Raw genomic sequence first — 16954 nt, 5'->3', positions numbered from 1 at the left:
GGGTTACTGGATATAACCCTGTTCTGCCAGATAGAGCAAGATCTCCTGGGCTCCTTCGACGGGGGTGATTTGACTGGTGTCGATGATCAGATCGGGGTGGGCTGGAGGGATGTAGGGATCGGAAACACCGGTAACTCCCTTGACTTTACCGGCCCGGGCTTTGGCGTAGAGGCCTTTACGGTCGCGCTGTTCGCAGACTTCGATGGGAGTTGAGACGTGCACTTCGATGTACCCCCCATGTCTGCTGATCAACTCCCGGTTGGCTTGGCGTGATTCCTCGTAGGGGGCGATCGGTGCACAGATGGCGATACCGCCATTTTTGGTAATTTCGCTGGCGACAAAGCCGATGCGGGTGATGTTAAGGTTGCGGTGCTCTTTCGAGAAGTTGAGTTCCGAAGAGAGGTTCTTCCGGACGATATCACCGTCCAGCAGGGTGACCGGGCGAACACGCATCTCCATGAATTTGACCATCAGCACTTTGGCCAGGGTTGATTTGCCTGAGCCTGAAAGTCCGGTGAGGAAGACGGTAAATCCTTGTTTGGAGCGGGGAGGGAAGGCGCGTCGTAACTCAGTGACCACCTCGGGGTACGAGAACCATTCCGGAATAGGGAGGTCCTCTTCAAGGCGTCGCTTCAGTTCGGCCGAGGAGATGGTCTTGATGTCCATCTCTGATGATGCCTGTTCTTTTGGGAGGTACTGCGCCTTGTCTTCGACGTAGACCATCTCCTTGAGTGGCACCATAACGATGCCGGTCTCTTCCTCATATTCCCGGACCAACTGCTGGGCGGCATGAGCAGGGTAGAACAGAGCGTTTCCTCTCTGTTGAGCAAAGGGGTCACCATGGTCATCGGCCACCAGGAAATGACTGCAGCCGAAATTTTTCTTGATGATGGCCTGCCACAAAGCTTCCCTGGGTCCGGCCCAGCGGTACGCCATGGCGATGAGGTTGAGCATGGCCATGTTGCCCGGAAATTTCTTGATAATTTCCTCGTAGCAGCGGACGTGAGTGTAGTGGTCGATATTACCGGGGTGATCGAGGCCGACTACCGGCTGAAGTAGGATGGTTGTCCCGATTTCGCGGGCGGCGTGCAGGACCATCTCCCGGTGGGCGCAATGGAGGTATTCGTCGGTGTGGAAGCCCATGACCCGTCGCCAACCGTTTTGGGCGAAGCGGCGTGCGGTTTCGGCCGGAGTCAGGCGGATCTCCTTGAAGTCGTAATGGAGTGGCAGGTGCAGTCCTTCCAGTCTGCCGCCGAGATACCAGGCGCCTGTCTGTTGGAGAAGATGGCGGACGCCAGGGTGGGCATCGGGGTCGGTGGTGCCGTAGACCGCCAAGGCCTCCCGCGCTTTATCCGGTTGCCAGATGTCGCCGATTTCGAGGACTGCCAGCATGAATCCCTCTTCATCATTGATGGCGACTTTGAGTCCGGGAGTTAGCGACGTGGCGATTTTTTCGGATACATCCAAGCAGATGGGAATAGGCCAGACAGTGTTGTCGGTTAAGCGGAGGCGATCTAGAACCGATTCATAGTCGGCACGGTTAAGGTACCCGTTCAAGGGATAAAAGGCCCGGTTCAGGAGAAGCTCAAGGTCGCAGAGTTGTTTCCTGTTCAGGTCGATGTAAGGGTAGTTGAGGGCTTCTTTTTTCAGGTCTTCCGCCCGGCGAAAATGGACGAGCAGGCTTTCTGAGTATGCGAGCATAGGGAGTGTTATCTGAAAAAGATTGGAGGCGCACCTTGCCTTGATACGTCGGGGAGGTTCATGAGGGTCTAATCCTCCGGACAAAAAGTAGTTTTCATGGTGGCCATCAGATCAATGATGCGAGGGTCGGCTATTTTGTTGAAAATAAAATTTGCGTCCTTGCGGAAACTGATAATATCTTTATTCCTCAGGATGCTTAAATGCTGGGAGACATTGGCGTTAGTGGTTTTGACTTCGTCTCGGATCTCGCCTACTGTCATCTCTCTGTCCTGCAGGAGGCAGAGAATCTTGAGGCGGATGGGGTGGGCCATGGTTTTAAGCAGGGCGGCAACATTTTCAACGTCATGGTCGTTCATGGTGTCTCGTCGGTAAAGGCCAGGAGGTGTTTCCTGGTGAATCAAAATTGCTGGTGTCTACGATAGCGCAGACTGTGAAAAGTTTAATCTACAGAGGTACAGTACATTTGACTTTTTCAACCCCACTAACTGCATATCATAAAGAGTAATTTTACTTTTCGCAAACAGAAAGGATGATAATGGTGTTAATTCTAGCTCCTAGGCGTTTGGCAGCGCTTTCTTGATTGATTGTCAGTTGACTAGTTCATGGACCGGGACCATGACCACATCCTGGCTCAGCCGAGTTGCGGCCGAGCGCAATGCCGCCAAGGTGGTTGGGTAGGGATGGCCGATGCCGATAGCGCTTCCGTGCCGTTGGGCCAGTTTGATCAGCCGTCCGATTTGAACCAGTATTTGGGTGGGATTCTGATCATTGTCCAGAAAAATATCGCGTTTGGCGGTCTTGATGCCAAGGTCACGGGCAACGGAGTATCCTGTGCTGTTGGCGGTGGTGAGGCTGTCGATAAAAAAGAGGTCTCTGGCCTTGATCTCCTTCAGGAAGACCCTCATGGCATTGGAATCTTGGGAGAATTTTGAACCCATGTGGTTGTTGACGCCAATTACCCGGTAAGGGGTGTCAAGGTCGTGATGGATGGTGTTGATCAGCGTCTCTTTGGTCATTGAAAGCAACAGCATGCCTGGTGCGGATGACTTCTGTGTTTCGCTGGCTTCCATGGGGATGTGGATGAGGAGATCCTTGCTGCGAGAGTTGATGAGACCGGCAAGATGGATGGCGTGGGCCGTGTGCGGGATGATTGAGAAGGAGAGCGGCAGGTCAATGGCGATGATCTCTTCAGCCACACTCCTGGTGTTACCGATGTCATCGATGATGATAGCTACTCGTGGCCGGGTGGTGCCAGCGGCAGGTTCAGGTTGAGGGGTTTCAGCGGCCTTTTTGACGGGCATTGTTTGGGGAGTTGTCAGGGGTTTGGGGGGCGCTGGGGGCAGGGGAATGGTTGGAGTTTTTTTGGCCGAGGATGAATATGTCGTGCTGTGACTCCTTGTGGCCATAGGAGGCGTCAACCCTGGCCAAGGCCGGAGAAAGAGGAAATAGAAGGTTGCCGCTAGACTCAGGATGACAAGGATGGTCAGGATGATGGTGGTGGGTAAACAACCGCTGGTTGATTTTCTTTTTTTCTTGATTGGTTTTCTACGGGCCATGCGGCAGACTTCCTTAACGACTCGGGTTTACGGTTGGCAGTTGACGGTGAATTGATGCGCGGTATTGCGCAGGAACAGCCAACTTTGTTATTTCTTAGGTGTCTTGCGGATCTAGATGGTCCGTGGCAGAGAACAGGATAAAAAGGCTCTTTGGTCAACGCTCTTGCAAAGCGGCTGGGGCCAGTGTGAAGCTACGAGTGTTATTGTTTGCGGTTTAATACATACCGGGAAAGGGCAATGAGGAGATCCAACTCTGGCCCGCTGGCAAAGAGATCTAAGGCGCCAATGGCCTCACGAATCAGGTCTTCAGCTTTTTCGCGGGATTTTTGGAAGCCTCCGGCACGGGAGATGATATCCCGTGCGGTTTTAAATCTAGCCGTTGTCGCGTTTTCTGAGTTGTTGAGCAATTCCAAAAGAGTGTTCCGGTCGTGGGGGCTGGCTTGATCCAGCGCAAAAATAACCGGCAGTGTCATTTTTCTCTCCTGAAAATCATTGCCCACCGCCTTGCCAGTTTCGCCAGGGTCGCCTAGGTAGTCGAGGAGGTCGTCAATGATTTGGAAGGTGAGGCCGAGGTTGGTGGCAAAGGTGTGGACAGCGGATTGCTGCTTGGCGCTGCCTCTGGCAAAGATGACTCCGGTGCAGGCTGCAGCGGCGATCAAGGCGGCGGTTTTGCCGGTTAGGACCTCAAAGTAGCGGTCAAGGGAGGCGTTGAGCTGCGCTGCGTTTTCCAGTTGGATAAATTCAGATTCGACCATGGCGGCCGTAGCCTGGGAGACGATTGATAAACAATCCAGCCCGCCAATGGTGCCGGCGAGGAGCATGGCCCTGGCATGGAGAAAGTCTCCGGCCAAGATGACGTGGGTGTTGTCCCATACCCGGTTGGCGGTGCTCCTGCCCCGTCTGCTGTCTGATTGGTCAATGACATCGTCATGAAGAAGGCTTGCGGCATGGAGATACTCAAAGGTCAGTGCCAGGCGGTAGAGATCAGCGGTCAGCTGTTCTGATTTGTCGGGGGAGTGGGTTTGCCAGCAAAGACGGGTGGTTAGTACGGTCAGTAGGGGACGGATCCGTTTGCCGCCGTTGAAAATGGCATAGGTCAGAACCTCTTGCAGCAAGGGGTTGGTGACAACCGTCAGATCCTGGCGCATGGCCTGATCGATGATGGCGGTTTGCGGCTTGAGCAGGGTGGCAAGTTCTTGGTGGTTCACTTAAGCTTTCTCCGAGAAAAAATGAGCGGCCTCGCCCACAGTCCTGATCACCGGACTTTGTGGCAGGCTCTTGAGGAAAAGGCGACCATATCCTTTACTGTAGAGGCGGATATCCATGATAGCCAGAAGCCCCCGGTCAGTTGCCGAGCGCATTAGTCTGCCCAAGCCTTGGCGCAAGGCAAGAATCGCTCTGGGGATTTGGAAATCGTAAAACGGGTTGCCGTCTTCTTCCTTGATTCGATTGATGCGGGCCATAATAACAGGATCGCTGGGGACTTCAAAGGGGAGTTTGTCGATAATAACACAGCTGAGGCTCTCGCCTGGGACATTGACCCCTTCCCAGAAGCTGGCCACGGCCAGCAGTACCGAGTCGGTTTGCTCCTGAAAGGTGTCAAGCAGACTGGCTTTGGGAGCGTCTCCCTGCATCAGCAGCGGGTGGGTGAGCCGAGGGCTCAGATAGTCATGCATCTGGCGCATGGCATTGAAACTGGTGAAAAGGAGTAGGGCGCGGCCTTGCGATGCCGCTAAAATATCTGAGGTGTGTTGGTGGAACGCAGCAGTATAGGCCGGGTTGTTTGGTTCCGGAAATCCGGTCTCAGGGATATAGAGCCTGGTTCTTCGCGCATAGTCGAAGGGAGTGGGCAGGACCATGGTTTTTGTGTCTCCAGGAAGGCCCAGCCGGTTGAACATATAGGAGAAGCTGCCGCCCGCAGTCAGTGTTGCCGAGGTGAAGACGATGCTCTCCACCTGGCTGTAAAGGTATTTCTGCAGGGCTGGGGCGACATCGATCGGGGCGGCTGACAGGCTGACAGTCTTATCTCTCCGTTCAGCCCAGTAAACGTAATCATGATCAAGATCGGAGGTTGTTCTGGTCAGCGATTCTTGTAACTCCTGGCAGCGTCGGCGGGGCGTATCCCAGAGTTCGCTGCCCATGGCCAGGGTTTCCATCTGGGCGCAAAGACTGGTGATTGCTTGGGCGAGAGACTCTATTTCCTGGTGCCATTCCGCCGTGGTCTCGATCAGTTCAGGAAGGGGGTAACGGCCCTTGATCCGTGGAATAATGAGGGAAAATTCTGCGGCCTGCGCGGCGAGGGCACGGGCGGTTTGAGTGGTGATCAGGCGCTGGTTTTTGTTTTTGAGATGTTCATGGGCCAGCGCCTCAATGTCCTTGACCAGGTCGATGAGCTGGTAGTGGCTGAAGGTGGTGCCGAAAAAATTGGTCGCGACATTGTCCAGGTGGTGGGCCTCGTCAAATATCACTGACTGGTAGCGGGGCAAGACTTCGGCATGACCGAAACGGCGGATGGCCAAATCGGAGAAAAAGAGGTGATGGTTGACAATCAACAGCTGGGCCGATGCTGCCCGTTTCCTGAGTTGAGTGATGAAGCAGGAGGCGTTTTCCGGGCAGTTAGTCCCGAGGCACTTGTCAGTGGAGGTTGAAAGCTGATTCCAGAGGGGCGAGTCGTCTGGAAGCCATGGGAGTTCTGCCCGGTCCCCGGTCTGAGTTTTTCCTAGCCAGGCATGGATCTGCTCAATCTCCTGGCCGGTCTCGAAAAGCAGGGCCTGAGGACTTGAGAGTACTTGCTGGCAGCGATAGAGGCAGGCGTAATTCTGGCGGCCTTTGACGCACACCGCCTTGATGTCGGGCTTGATGTGTTTGCGGATGAAGGGGATGTCTTTTTTGAGGATCTGTTCTTGAAGATTCAGGGTGGCGGTAGAGACCACCACCTTGTGGTCGCAAAGGGCTGCCGGAACCAGATAGGCCAGGGTCTTGCCGATACCGGTTTCCGCTTCGGCAACCAGCATTTGCGCCGTGGTTTGAAAGTCCGGTTCGTCGGCATCAATCGTATTGAGTACGGCGCAAGCCATGCTGATCTGGCTTGCGCGACGCTCGTAGCCAGGCAGGGAGTTTGCCAGGATACCGCTATTGTCAAAGATGTCGTTGAGTGTAATGGGCATAGACTGAGGTTGGGTTTAAGGGCGGTGTGCTGAACAGGTAACTGCTCATGTTGACGGTAATCAGTTATCATAATAGTAAGCTTGCACCCTTTTACCTTATTACCAATAATTTGCCGACCGATAATATGTGATTTGGGCAGTGAAGGCAATTGCTTGACAAGAAAAAATATCAAGTGATAGAGTAATGACAGGAGGGGTCAACTCAGGGAGAGAAGGATGAGGGTGAAAAGTGGAGTGAAAGAAATGCATTCCAGTGTGGCCTTTGTCTGTAGTATCCCTGATTAATTATTACGTTATGCCAAGGAGGCGCATTATGCTTAAAGACGTTAAAAAGATCTTAGTGCCGGTGGATTTTTCAGAAAATTCTCAAAAGGTTTTTAAGTCCTCAGTCAATGTCGCTGAGCGATTCGGGGCTGAGCTGATTTGTGTATTTGTGGTCCAGAGTTTTGAGGATTATTCAGGTTTTTTTGTGCCTCACATGCCAATTGTTCAATTCCAGGACGAAATGCAGGACAGTGCGGAAAAGAAGATGACCGCATTCCTGGAAGAGAATCTTCCCTCAGGTCAGGCTGGCAGCGGCAAGGTGCTGGTGGGAGATGTCGGAGAGGAGATTGTTGCCTTTGCCGCCAGGGAGAAAGTTGACATGATAGTCATGGGCACCCATGGTTATAAAGGGTTAGAGCGGGTACTGTTCGGTAGTGTTGCCGAGCAGGTCGTGAAGACTGCCTCCTGCCCGGTGTTGACTGTCAATCCCTGTCGTTAACTTAGGGCTTGTCGCGGGACCGCCACAACGCAATGGCCCAAGGTTTGAGCTGTTGTGGATGGTTCTGTCTTTCTGGCAATTTTGGCAAAAAGCCGGGGGAGAGAGAGTGGGAGGAGCCAAAAATCCAGTGATTCCTGCTCGCTTTTACCCCAGTTGTTGAGTTGCTTGATCTGGGAGTGCAACTCCTGCTCAAGGGCGGCTCTGTCAATGAGATCACCAGTCTGGGCGGCTGTTGTGATAGCGGAGCGAACGAGGGCTAGGCACTCGTTCGTGGCTGTCTGCCATGCTGATCGTTGGTCAAGGTATTGGGCCGGGCTGAGTGCCATGATGAGCGATGTCTGCGGGAGCGGTAGAGAGAGGATCAGGGTTGGTGATTCATTGATTCTAGTCGTGGCGTAATCGGTAAGTACGGCCAGAATATTCTGTGGCGCAGCCAGCAGCCAATGATCTTCCATCCGCGGGTCGGCCAGGAAGAGATTGGCCCATGCCTTGAGCCGATTGTTGAGGTAATCTTCTGGTTGCTGTTGGTTGTGCTGAAGAAGGGAGCCTATTTCTGCGGCATCATCGTCCTCGCCAGCAGTAAGGCCGTGGAGTAGAGCCAGGTTTTGGGAGTCCAGGGAAGCTAAGGTCCGGACAATGTCTTGTTCTTCTTGGTCGCGGATTTCAGCGAGCTTAAGGAGAAGTCTTGCTTGGAAGAGGGTTTCTTGCTGAGCCGTATTGATAGTCCCTGGATTTAACCGTTTGATCAGCCTCCAAACGCTCTCCTCGTCGACAGCTGAAGTTTGGGCGGAGAGTGACGAGAGCCTGCCGCCGTAGTATTCTGAGCGATGGGTGGTCATCTCTCGGATGAGTTGGTCGAAATTGGTCAAAAGTTCGTTAAAAGGGACTGGGGCATACTGTTGGCACAGTGGATTCAGTTCCGTGGGCAGATCGAGATGGCTATTTTCTGCCGGGGCGTAGAGAAAAACTGTATCGCAATAAAGTAGGAGTTGACGAATGATATCTTCCTGGGCGATAGTGGCGGGCACAATTAGGGGTGATAAAGTGTTCGGCATAGGAGAGTTCATGGTTTCTCAAAAGAGTAGGAATAGTGTGTCATTGGTGGTGTTGCTCGGGGTGTATCTCCTGTGCAGCCTTCGTTATTTCCCAGGCAGTGCGCTGAAGACGGTGGTGGAAACCCTGCTGCAGATTGTTACTGTTGCCCCTATCCCAGGCGGGGCGACCCTTATCTTGGTGAATTTTTTGCAGAGGTCTGCAAAAGAGAAGATGCCTTGGGATAGGATGGCGCGGATTTATTTGACCATCGGTCTGATGGTGGAGTTCATTTTTGGTGTTCATCACTATCTGAGCAGTTAGAGCAGATGGTGGATACGCTGGAGGGCTGGATAGCTTCACGCTACGGCTTGATGATCGAGTTCGGTGGATGGTAGCCCGAAGGCGAGGTTGTGTTAGGAAGAAGCATTGACCTCTTCCCCAGCAGGGCGCCGGGATTGGTAACCGAATTGCAGCCTGTCTGGACGTTGTCCGCCATGATCGCTCCAAATTTTCGTAAGCCGGTGGCCATGGTGCCGTTCGGAGTCTTGACCGGCACCTCACCTCCGGTAAAACGGAGGTTGGCCAGTTTTGTTCCTGCCCCAAGGTTGACGTGGTTGCCAAGGATGCTATCGCCTAGGTAGGCAAAATGACCGGCTTTGGCATCATTAAGAAAGATGGAGTGTTTGACTTCGGTGACATGGCCGACCACGCACCGTTTGCCTATCAGGCAATAGCCCCGAAGGTAGGCGCCTTGGCGGATTTCGGTGTAGTCGTCAATGACGGCTGGCGATTTGATTAGAGCGCCGGCCTCAACAAAGACCCCGCGGCCAAGACTGATTTTTTCCCCACTCAGAATGGCGCCAGCCATGAGTACCGATGCCCCGGCCAGGATCTGCCCATCCTTGGAAATGGTCATTTTCCCCTTGGTGGCATCTCCGAGGTCTAAGGTCAGGCCCTTGGCTGGAATGATCTTGCCATCAATAATAACAAGGGTTGCCGGCAGAGGTTGGTCCAGGGGGATCTCTCTGTTCCATGCGGGGTAGTTAAGAGAGTCCATGTAGGATTTTAGGCCTTTGAGGGCGTTCCAGACCGGACCCTGGTCAAAGACGGCCTGGTGACGGAAATCGGCAAGGTCAAAAAAATCAACGGTAGTTAACATAATATATTGAAAGGGTAGTTTTCTGAAGGTCGGGGATAGCGGAGAGTGTAATCCGGCGCCAGAACTCAACGCCACTTTGGATTACAGTACCGACGGTTTATCCTACCTTTGATAATTATAAGATTGACAATCTCGCAAAAAGTCCGGGGATGGCTAAGCAAAAGGTGCGATATACAAGGCGCGAGGTGTGTTTTGTGAGTGAGGCCATACATATGGTATGCCGAACGAGAAAAACCGCCACGCAACGCAGTAGATCGGACTTTTTGCGACGCCATCAAGATTATACTGCACTCAGTAAAAGAGGATACAGGCTAATAACTGTATCCTTCCTGTTTGATTTGTTCAAGAAAATATGTAATGTCGAACTTTTCCTACAACGATTCACTGTCATTATTGACTTGAGGTATGATGATGTTTAGTGTGGCCGAGAATTTGTTTCCTTTGCCGAATACTTGTGGTAATTCGTGATAAATGGCATTTTTGCCTGTCTAGCTATTTGGGGATGAATGTCATTAACTTAAAGTGCCTATCTTAGCTTTATGTTGTCACTCCGGCGAAGATCAGGGTCGAACAGGGTAGGGTGTGTATAGGTTTACCATGCACACCGAGTAAGAATTGTATCTCCGCAGTCGTAACTATGACGGGATTAATTAACAGGGAGGTTTTTGGTGGAATTTAATGATTCGCTAACCAGTGGGATGAGCGATTTTTTTGATGTCGAGGGACAGGAAATTCCGGATGAATTGCCGATGATGGCAGTTCGTGATGTGGTGATCTTTAATTATATGATCATCCCTCTTTTTGTCGGTCGCCCAGCCTCTGTTTCTGCCATCAACGAGGCGATGATGAAGGATAAGCTACTTCTTCTGGTTACCCAGAAGGACGCTTCCTTGGATGAACCCGGGGCCGATGACCTGTTTCGGGTGGGTATGGTCTGTATGGTGATGCGGACCTTGAAGTTGCCTGATGGCAGGTTAAAGGTTTTGGTTCAAGCTTTGAGCAAGGCCAAGGTTGACGAGGTCATCCAGCACGAGCCTCATTTGATTGCCAAGATTACCGTGGTCAAGGATGAGGAGCTTGAGCAAATCTCGGTCGAGGTCGAGGCCTTGATGCGGACGGCCCGAGAAAATACCGAAAAAATTTTGAATTTAAAGGGGATCACCTCATCAGATTTGATGGTTATTCTCAATAATATCGAAGAACCTGGTCGTTTGGCTGATCTGGTTGTGTCCAACCTGAGGCTGAAGACATCTGAATCCCAAGCCGTGCTCGAGACCTTTGACCCGGTGGAACGGTTGAAGAAGGTGTCGGAATTTCTGCGCAAGGAACTTGAAGTCTCTACCCTGCAGGCCAAGATTGAATCGGTGGCCCGGGAGGAGATGGGCAAGAGTCAGCGCGAGTATTATCTCCGCGAGCAGATGCACGCCTTGAAAAAGGAGTTGGGTGACGATGATGATCGCTCTGCCGAGATAGATGAGCTGCGAGTCAAGATCCACAAGGCCCGGATGCCTCCGGCAGTGAAAGATGAGGCCAATAAGCAGCTGAAACGCTTTGAAATGATGCATCCGGAGGCGTCTGAGGCCACGATTGTCCGGACCTATCTTGATTGGATCGTTGATGTCCCTTGGAAGCGGGGTACCAAGGATAAGCTTGATTTGAAAACTGCTAAAGAGATCCTTGACGCTGACCACTACGGCCTCGAGAAAGTCAAAGAGCGCATCCTGGAGCACTTGGCAGTGCGTAAGTTAAATAAGACCTCCAAGGGTCCGATCCTCTGTTTCGTTGGTCCGCCAGGTGTTGGTAAGACTTCCCTGGGGCGATCGATTGCCCGGGCCATGGGCCGGAAATTCTATCGTCTCTCTCTTGGTGGGATGCACGATGAGGCCGAGATTCGTGGTCATCGGCGAACCTATATCGGGGCCATGCCAGGACGGATCATTCAGGGACTGAAGACGGTTGGCGCCAATAATCCGGTATTTATGATGGATGAGGTGGACAAGGTCGGCTCCGACTACCGGGGTGATCCCTCGTCCGCGCTGCTTGAAGTACTCGATCCCGAGCAGAATTCCGATTTTTCTGATCACTACCTGAATCTGCCCTTTGATCTGTCTAAGGTTATGTTCATTGTCACTGCCAATATGTCGGACACTATCCCTTCGCCGCTTCTTGACCGGATGGAGATTATCCGGCTCTCCGGCTATACCATGGAGGAGAAGATGGTGATCGCTAAGCGCTATCTCCTGCCCCGCCAGATCAAGGAGAACGGGATTACCGACAAACAGATTCTCTTGGCCGATTCAGTCCTTGAGCAGATGATCAGCCTGTACACCAGGGAAGCTGGTTTGCGAAATCTGGAGCGAGAGATAGGTAAGGTATGTCGTAAGGTGGCCCGGAAGGTGGCCGAGGGGGGGAAGGGTCCTTATACCATTTCGGAACGGACGCTGGCTACATACCTTGGTCCGCCGAAATTTTTGCCTGAAAACGAGATGGACAAGATTGACCAGCCAGGGTTGGCAACCGGCCTGGCTTGGACCGAGGTCGGGGGAGAGATTCTCTATATCGAGGTTTCGATCTTGAGGGGCAAGGGCAATATTACCTTGACCGGCCAATTGGGTGAAGTGATGAAAGAATCTGCCCAGGCGGCGCTCAGCTTCTGCCGCTCGAAGGCTGACCGTCTGAAATTATCTGAAAACTATTTTGAAGAGGTCGATATTCATATTCATGTCCCTGCCGGGGCGATCCCCAAGGACGGACCTTCTGCAGGCGTGACCATGGCCACGGCCTTGTATTCAGCTCTTTGCGGTCGAAAGGTCCGGCAGGATATCGCTATGACCGGGGAAATAACCTTGCGTGGACGGGTGTTGCCGATTGGGGGACTTAAGGAAAAGGCCCTGGCCGCATTGCGGGTTGGAATCACCACGGTCATTATTCCTGATGAGAATAAGAAGGATTTGGTAGAGATCCCTAAAGACCTGCGGGATAAGATTAAATTTGTGCCGGTGAAGAACATGGACCGGATTCTTGCTATTGCCTTTGAGTGAGCAGGGTCTAACCCCTTCCGAGAATAATCGAAAGGGAGAAAATAGTTCCCGCTTTTCGAGACGGGTGAGGCTCGCTAGAGCGATTGCCCTGATGGCACTGTTATTTGCAGTGGCTGGATTGCTCTGGTGGTGGAGCTATCCAGATAAACCCGGACCGCCCCGCGCGGAAACAGTGATCGTTGACATTCCCAAAGGTACGGGGGTGGCAGGAATTGCCCATGTTTTGACTGGGGCGGGAGTGGTTGAGGACGATATTCGTTTTGTCTTGCTAGTTAAAGTTTTGGGTGCATCCAGACGACTTAAGGCTGGAGAATATGCCTTTGCGCCCGGAATGACTCCACGGGCAGTGCTCGACCTCCTTACTTCAGGGAAAGTAGTTCAGCATGCCATCACCCTGCCAGAGGGTTTGACTGTGGCCCAGGTTGCTGAGGTCATCAGTGACGGCGGGTGGGGGAGTCGGGAAGATTTTCTTCGTTTGGCAGCTGATCCAGGGATTCTGGCACGGTCGGGAGTCGAGCAGATCACAGCAGAAGGTTATCTTTTCCCCGACACCTATTTTTTTGCCAAGGGAACCAGTCTACAAACCATCATCACCGCGATGTTGAGGCGGATGGATCTGGTGCTGGCCGAGGAGGGTGTCGGCAGGGAGATAATTCGTATCGCGCTTCCGGTTTCTTCCCCTGCGCCTGGCGAGCCTGCTGTCGCGCCGAGTTCCCTTTTGTTCAGCCGCCATGAGGTGTTGACTCTCGCCTCAATCATCGAAAAAGAAACAGCCCTGCCTGATGAGCGCCCACTAGTGGCACGGGTATTTTTGAATCGTTTGCGGGTGGGTATGAAATTGCAGGCCGATCCAACGGTTGTCTATGGTCTTGCCAAGTTCGGATCGCCTTTGACCAAGGGGGATCTTAAAACCCCAAATCCCTATAATACCTATGTCAATCGCGGGTTGCCGATCGGACCTATCTGCAATCCGAGCCGGACAGCCATTGCCGCTGTCGTGCGCCCATCGCCAGAGGATTACTACTATTTTGTTGCAAACGGTGACGGGACCCACTATTTTGCTAAGACCTTAGCGGACCATAATCGTGCGGTTTCCCGTTATCGAAAAAAAAGGTTATCAAACAGGGAGTAATGGTATAAGTAATCAAGTCTCCGGGGATGTCAGAGAACGAATTTAGTTTTTTATTAGAAGCATGTTGTGCTGATGAGTGTGGAGTCTTTCCGGAAGGCCTCTTTGTGTGAGTGTTGGCATCTCCCATTTTTCTTATAAACAAAAACAGGGTGTGATCTATGAAAAAAAATGGTCGATTTGCCATTTTGGCGCAGGAGGGAGGTTTTTCTCTTATTGAATTACTGATCGTAATGGTCATCTTAGGTCTTCTTGCCTCTTTGGTCGGCCCGAAGATGTTTGGTAAGCTCGGGATGGCTAAGCAGAAGACGGCCAAGACTCAGATCGAGATGTTGATGGCCGGTCTTGATTCCTACCGTCTTGATATCGGGAAATATCCGTCCTCGCATGAGGGACTGGAAGCCTTGGTGAGCAATAACGGTTCGGAAAAATGGAAGGGTCCTTATCTGGCCAAGGGGGTCCCTAATGACCCATGGGATAATCCTTATAATTACCAGAATCCTGGTGAGCATGGGGAAGTCGATATCTCATCGTATGGCGCCGATGGCCAATCTGGTGGAGATGGAGAGGACGCGGATATCGGTAGCTGGGAGTAAGGCTTTTGTTTGCGAGTCCTTCCGGTTAGGTTAACGGTAATCAGTTATCGGTTTATGGTTAAAGGAATTATGGTTGGTCATAAATCATCGAATGATGTTTAGTGTCAGGCTTGTTCTTAACCATATAAAAGGATCCAATCACCGTTAACTGTCAACCGTAAACCGTCAACATGAGTTATATTTTGATCATGAAATGTCACAAGTAATTAATCAAGGAACTAAAGTTGCGTTAATCACTGGCGTAACTGGGCAGGACGGCGCCTATCTTGCTGAATTTTTGTTGAATAAGGGCTATGTGGTGCATGGCATTAAGCGCCGTGCCTCTTTGTTCAATACCGCACGGGTAGATCATTTATATCAAGACTATCACGTCAAAAATTGTAAGTTTTTCTTGCACTATGGAGACATGACTGACTCCAGTGTGCTTATTCGTATCATCCAGCAAGTTCAGCCTGCCGAAATTTATAACCTCGCAGCCCAAAGCCACGTTGCAGTTTCCTTTGAAGAGCCTGAATATACCGCTAACACTGATGCGTTAGGGACATTGAGGATACTAGAGGCAATCCGGATCCTGGGATTGGAGAAGAAGACGCGTTTCTATCAGGCATCTACCTCTGAGCTTTACGGCTTAGCCCAAGAGAGTCCCCAGCGGGAGACAACCCCATTTTATCCTCGCAGTCCCTATGCTGTGGCCAAATTGTATGCGTATTGGATTACCGTAAATTATCGTGAAGCTTATGGGATCTATGCTTGCAACGGCATCTTGTTCAACCACGAGAGCCCCTTTCGTGGTGAAACCTTTGTTACTCGTAAAATAACACGGGCCCTGGCACGGATTAAACTTGGTCTGCAGGATTGTCTCTATCTCGGTAATCTTGAGGCTAAACGGGATTGGGGACATGCCAAGGATTACATCGAAGTGCAATGGCTGATGCTCCAGCAGGAGCATCCTGAAGATTTCGTGATTGCGACCGGTGTTCATTACTCTGTGCGGGAATTTGTGGTTGCGGCTGCCAAGGAAATCGGCATCAACATTATCTGGAAAGGTATCGGAGTAGACGAAAAAGGTTACGACAGCCATGGCAGATGCATTGTGGCGGTTGATCCCGGCTATTTTCGCCCGGCCGAGGTTGAATCGTTGCTAGGAGATGCAACCAAGGCCCGAGAGAAGTTGGGCTGGAAGCCGTGTATCTCATTCTCCGAGCTTGTTGCCGAGATGATGCGGGAAGATATGAAGGCTGCCGAGCGAGATGCCTTGGTGAAAAAACATGGCTATGTTGTGTGCGATTGTCATGAGTGATTCCCGCTAATCATCTCACTCCCTGTTCGAGTAGGAGCAACTTTAGCCCGCGATACACTAAGCGGTCCTTCGGTTCCGCTCAAGGCCCCCCCGTTCCCTGAACGGAGCCGAAGGGCACGGGGGGGAGGGCAAGAACAAACAAGGAGCAGACCAATCCCCGCAATGGAGGATAGTCTTCCTGGTGCGTCAACTGAGCAATATTGAGAGCGGACATGGTATCTTGAAAGAAAGTCAAAAAACTCCATCGTCATGCCAGTCTTGAACCGGTATCCAGAAACGCATTCATTGAAACAACGTAACTGCCCTGGTTATCGGTTTGCGGTTTTCAGTTGACGGTTAGTGATTGTTATCAATGACTGTTAACCGTAAATCGATAACTGATCACCGTTAACCGGGTAGTTCCATTTTTTTATAGCAGGTTTTGCCGAGATCGGCTATTTTGCCACCTGTTTTTTAGGACGTCAGTGAGTAGGACAAAGAGAAGTTTCGGGCAGGTAGATTTTCATAATAAGGAAGTAAAGTGAAAGAGCAAGAGAGGCAACAGGCAGTTGATCCCTCGGCGAAAGGCTACTCTCCTGATGCCTACTCCGAGGATGAGATCGATCTTGTTGAACTTGTAGCAGTCCTTTGGCGGCAACGGTGGTTGATGGTAGGTGTGGTGACGGTTATCACCGCGCTGGCTGTTGTCTATTGCCTGAAGGCAACACCCCAATATCTTATTTCGGCCCAGCTTACCCCTGGAATCACCGGATATGATGCGGGGAACAAACCTGTAAGCAGTTGGTCGGTTAAGGATATTGAAGCGTTGTTTGCAGGAGACGCCCAGCAGGCCCTTTTGCTTGCGCTTGTCCCAGAAGGGACTTCGTTGCCGAAGATTTCAACTGCTTCATCAAAAGATTCAAAGATCGTTACCATAAAATTCCTCTGGCCTGATCCCGTAGAGGGGAAGAAGATTTTGCAGGATTTTTTGCAATCAATTGTATCGAATAAAAATGAGCAAATAAGCCATCAGATTACAGTAAGCCGAGGCGTAATTGAACAGTTAATCCAAAAAATAGGTTCTGACAAGGAACAGATCACAATTGATCGCGCCAGGTTGAAAGATTCATTACTTCGGATTCAGCAGGAGTTTGAGGTAAAGAAAAACGATATTGAAAAAGAAATTCTGGTAATTTTAAAATCACTGGAATTGATTCCCACACAAAAACAAAGGCTTGAGAACACTATTAGTACGATTAAAAATAATTTGAAATTGATCGAAGCAGAACAAAAAACTATCGCTGCCAACCGAGTGGAGATCTTACAGACTATAAAAAATATCAATGCGAGAATTGAGACGATTGATCGCGAAACCAAGGAGTTGATGGAACTTAGGAAATCAATGGCCACTGAGAAGTCAGATCAATTTGCCCTGTTAATGTATTCAAATATTGTCCAACAGAATATTGCCTATCTTACCACGCTTCAACAGAGAGTTTCTGATTTAAATAAAGAAATAAATCAGTAT

The 16954-nt window shown here is 51.2% G+C and carries 14 protein-coding genes; 7 read left to right on the top strand and 7 right to left on the bottom strand.

Annotated features, from left to right (window positions below; translation table 11 throughout):
• Positions 1–3 precede the first annotated feature (3 nt).
• The 5 genes from FP815_00885 to FP815_00865 all read right to left on the bottom strand — a co-directional run bounded on the left by FP815_00885 (position 4) and on the right by FP815_00865 (position 6424).
• Positions 4–1701 (bottom strand): bifunctional sulfate adenylyltransferase/adenylylsulfate kinase, encoded by a 1698-nt coding sequence (locus FP815_00885; protein MBA3013496.1) that lies wholly within the window; start codon positions 1699–1701, stop codon positions 4–6.
• Positions 1702–1769: 68 nt separating this feature from the next.
• Positions 1770–2057 (bottom strand): winged helix-turn-helix transcriptional regulator, encoded by a 288-nt coding sequence (locus FP815_00880; protein ID MBA3013495.1) that lies wholly within the window; start codon positions 2055–2057, stop codon positions 1770–1772.
• Positions 2058–2288: 231 nt separating this feature from the next.
• Positions 2289–3257, bottom strand: a complete 969-nt coding sequence (locus tag FP815_00875) for a divergent polysaccharide deacetylase family protein (GenBank protein ID MBA3013494.1) — start codon at positions 3255–3257, stop codon at positions 2289–2291.
• Positions 3258–3457: 200 nt separating this feature from the next.
• Positions 3458–4405 carry a polyprenyl synthetase family protein gene (locus tag FP815_00870; GenBank protein ID MBA3013493.1) on the bottom strand — a complete coding sequence of 316 codons (948 nt, stop codon included), beginning with the start codon at positions 4403–4405 and terminating at the stop codon, positions 3458–3460.
• 60 nt (positions 4406–4465) lie between these two features.
• The gene (locus FP815_00865) at positions 4466–6424 is read right to left on the bottom strand and encodes an ATP-dependent DNA helicase (protein MBA3013492.1); all 1959 of its coding nucleotides are present in this window, start codon (positions 6422–6424) and stop codon (positions 4466–4468) included.
• 295 nt (positions 6425–6719) lie between these two features.
• Between FP815_00865 and FP815_00860 the strand changes: the two genes are divergently transcribed.
• A complete protein-coding gene (locus FP815_00860; GenBank protein ID MBA3013491.1) occupies positions 6720–7187 on the top strand; it encodes a universal stress protein in 468 nt (155 codons plus the stop codon).
• Here FP815_00860 and FP815_00855 read toward each other — a convergent pair.
• Complete coding sequence (locus FP815_00855) at positions 7184–8254, bottom strand: hypothetical protein (protein MBA3013490.1); 1071 nt, start codon at positions 8252–8254, stop codon at positions 7184–7186. The two genes, FP815_00860 and FP815_00855, sit on opposite strands and share 4 nt — an antisense overlap.
• On the opposite strand from FP815_00855, the gene FP815_00850 reads away from it, so the two are divergent.
• The gene (locus tag FP815_00850; protein MBA3013489.1) at positions 8253–8543 is read left to right on the top strand and encodes a hypothetical protein; all 291 of its coding nucleotides are present in this window, start codon (positions 8253–8255) and stop codon (positions 8541–8543) included. The two genes, FP815_00855 and FP815_00850, sit on opposite strands and share 2 nt — an antisense overlap.
• Before the next feature lie 40 nt (positions 8544–8583).
• On the opposite strand, the gene FP815_00845 is transcribed toward FP815_00850, so the two are convergent.
• On the bottom strand, positions 8584–9381 hold the full coding sequence (locus FP815_00845; protein MBA3013488.1) for a hypothetical protein: 798 nt from the start codon (positions 9379–9381) through the stop codon (positions 8584–8586).
• A 698-nt stretch (positions 9382–10079) separates the two neighbouring features.
• On the opposite strand from FP815_00845, the gene lon reads away from it, so the two are divergent.
• From lon to FP815_00820, 5 genes are all read left to right on the top strand, one after another.
• Positions 10080–12422 carry an endopeptidase La gene (gene lon, locus FP815_00840; protein ID MBA3013487.1) on the top strand — a complete coding sequence of 781 codons (2343 nt, stop codon included), beginning with the start codon at positions 10080–10082 and terminating at the stop codon, positions 12420–12422.
• 91 nt (positions 12423–12513) lie between these two features.
• Complete coding sequence (gene mltG, locus FP815_00835; GenBank protein ID MBA3013486.1) at positions 12514–13554, top strand: endolytic transglycosylase MltG; 1041 nt, start codon at positions 12514–12516, stop codon at positions 13552–13554.
• A 158-nt stretch (positions 13555–13712) separates the two neighbouring features.
• Positions 13713–14147: a type II secretion system protein GspG gene (gspG, locus tag FP815_00830; GenBank protein MBA3013485.1), complete on the top strand. Its 435-nt coding sequence runs from the start codon at positions 13713–13715 to the stop codon at positions 14145–14147.
• Positions 14148–14340: 193 nt separating this feature from the next.
• Positions 14341–15447: a GDP-mannose 4,6-dehydratase gene (gene gmd, locus FP815_00825; GenBank protein MBA3013484.1), complete on the top strand. Its 1107-nt coding sequence runs from the start codon at positions 14341–14343 to the stop codon at positions 15445–15447.
• Between the two features lie 520 nt (positions 15448–15967).
• The coding region (locus FP815_00820) for a hypothetical protein (protein ID MBA3013483.1) at positions 15968–16954 on the top strand (987 nt) is incomplete at its 3' end.

This window comes from Desulfobulbaceae bacterium (genome assembly GCA_013792005.1).
Lineage (GTDB): Bacteria > Desulfobacterota > Desulfobulbia > Desulfobulbales > VMSU01 > VMSU01.
This window is presented reverse-complemented; position numbering and strand designations above follow the sequence as displayed.

Coding starts and splice junctions, on each gene's coding strand:
- FP815_00880 (MBA3013495.1), bottom strand. CDS start 2,057: ATGAACGACCATGACGTTGAAAATGTTGCCGCCCTGCTTAAAACCATG.
- gspG (MBA3013485.1), top strand. CDS start 13,713: ATGAAAAAAAATGGTCGATTTGCCATTTTGGCGCAGGAGGGAGGTTTT.
- FP815_00875 (MBA3013494.1), bottom strand. CDS start 3,257: ATGGCCCGTAGAAAACCAATCAAGAAAAAAAGAAAATCAACCAGCGGT.
- mltG (MBA3013486.1), top strand. CDS start 12,514: ATGGCACTGTTATTTGCAGTGGCTGGATTGCTCTGGTGGTGGAGCTAT.
- lon (MBA3013487.1), top strand. CDS start 10,080: ATGAGCGATTTTTTTGATGTCGAGGGACAGGAAATTCCGGATGAATTG.
- FP815_00855 (MBA3013490.1), bottom strand. CDS start 8,254: ATGAACTCTCCTATGCCGAACACTTTATCACCCCTAATTGTGCCCGCC.
- FP815_00850 (MBA3013489.1), top strand. CDS start 8,253: ATGGTTTCTCAAAAGAGTAGGAATAGTGTGTCATTGGTGGTGTTGCTC.
- FP815_00885 (MBA3013496.1), bottom strand. CDS start 1,701: ATGCTCGCATACTCAGAAAGCCTGCTCGTCCATTTTCGCCGGGCGGAA.
- FP815_00845 (MBA3013488.1), bottom strand. CDS start 9,381: ATGTTAACTACCGTTGATTTTTTTGACCTTGCCGATTTCCGTCACCAG.
- FP815_00860 (MBA3013491.1), top strand. CDS start 6,720: ATGCCAAGGAGGCGCATTATGCTTAAAGACGTTAAAAAGATCTTAGTG.
- FP815_00865 (MBA3013492.1), bottom strand. CDS start 6,424: ATGCCCATTACACTCAACGACATCTTTGACAATAGCGGTATCCTGGCA.
- FP815_00870 (MBA3013493.1), bottom strand. CDS start 4,405: ATGCGCCAGGATCTGACGGTTGTCACCAACCCCTTGCTGCAAGAGGTT.
- gmd (MBA3013484.1), top strand. CDS start 14,341: ATGTCACAAGTAATTAATCAAGGAACTAAAGTTGCGTTAATCACTGGC.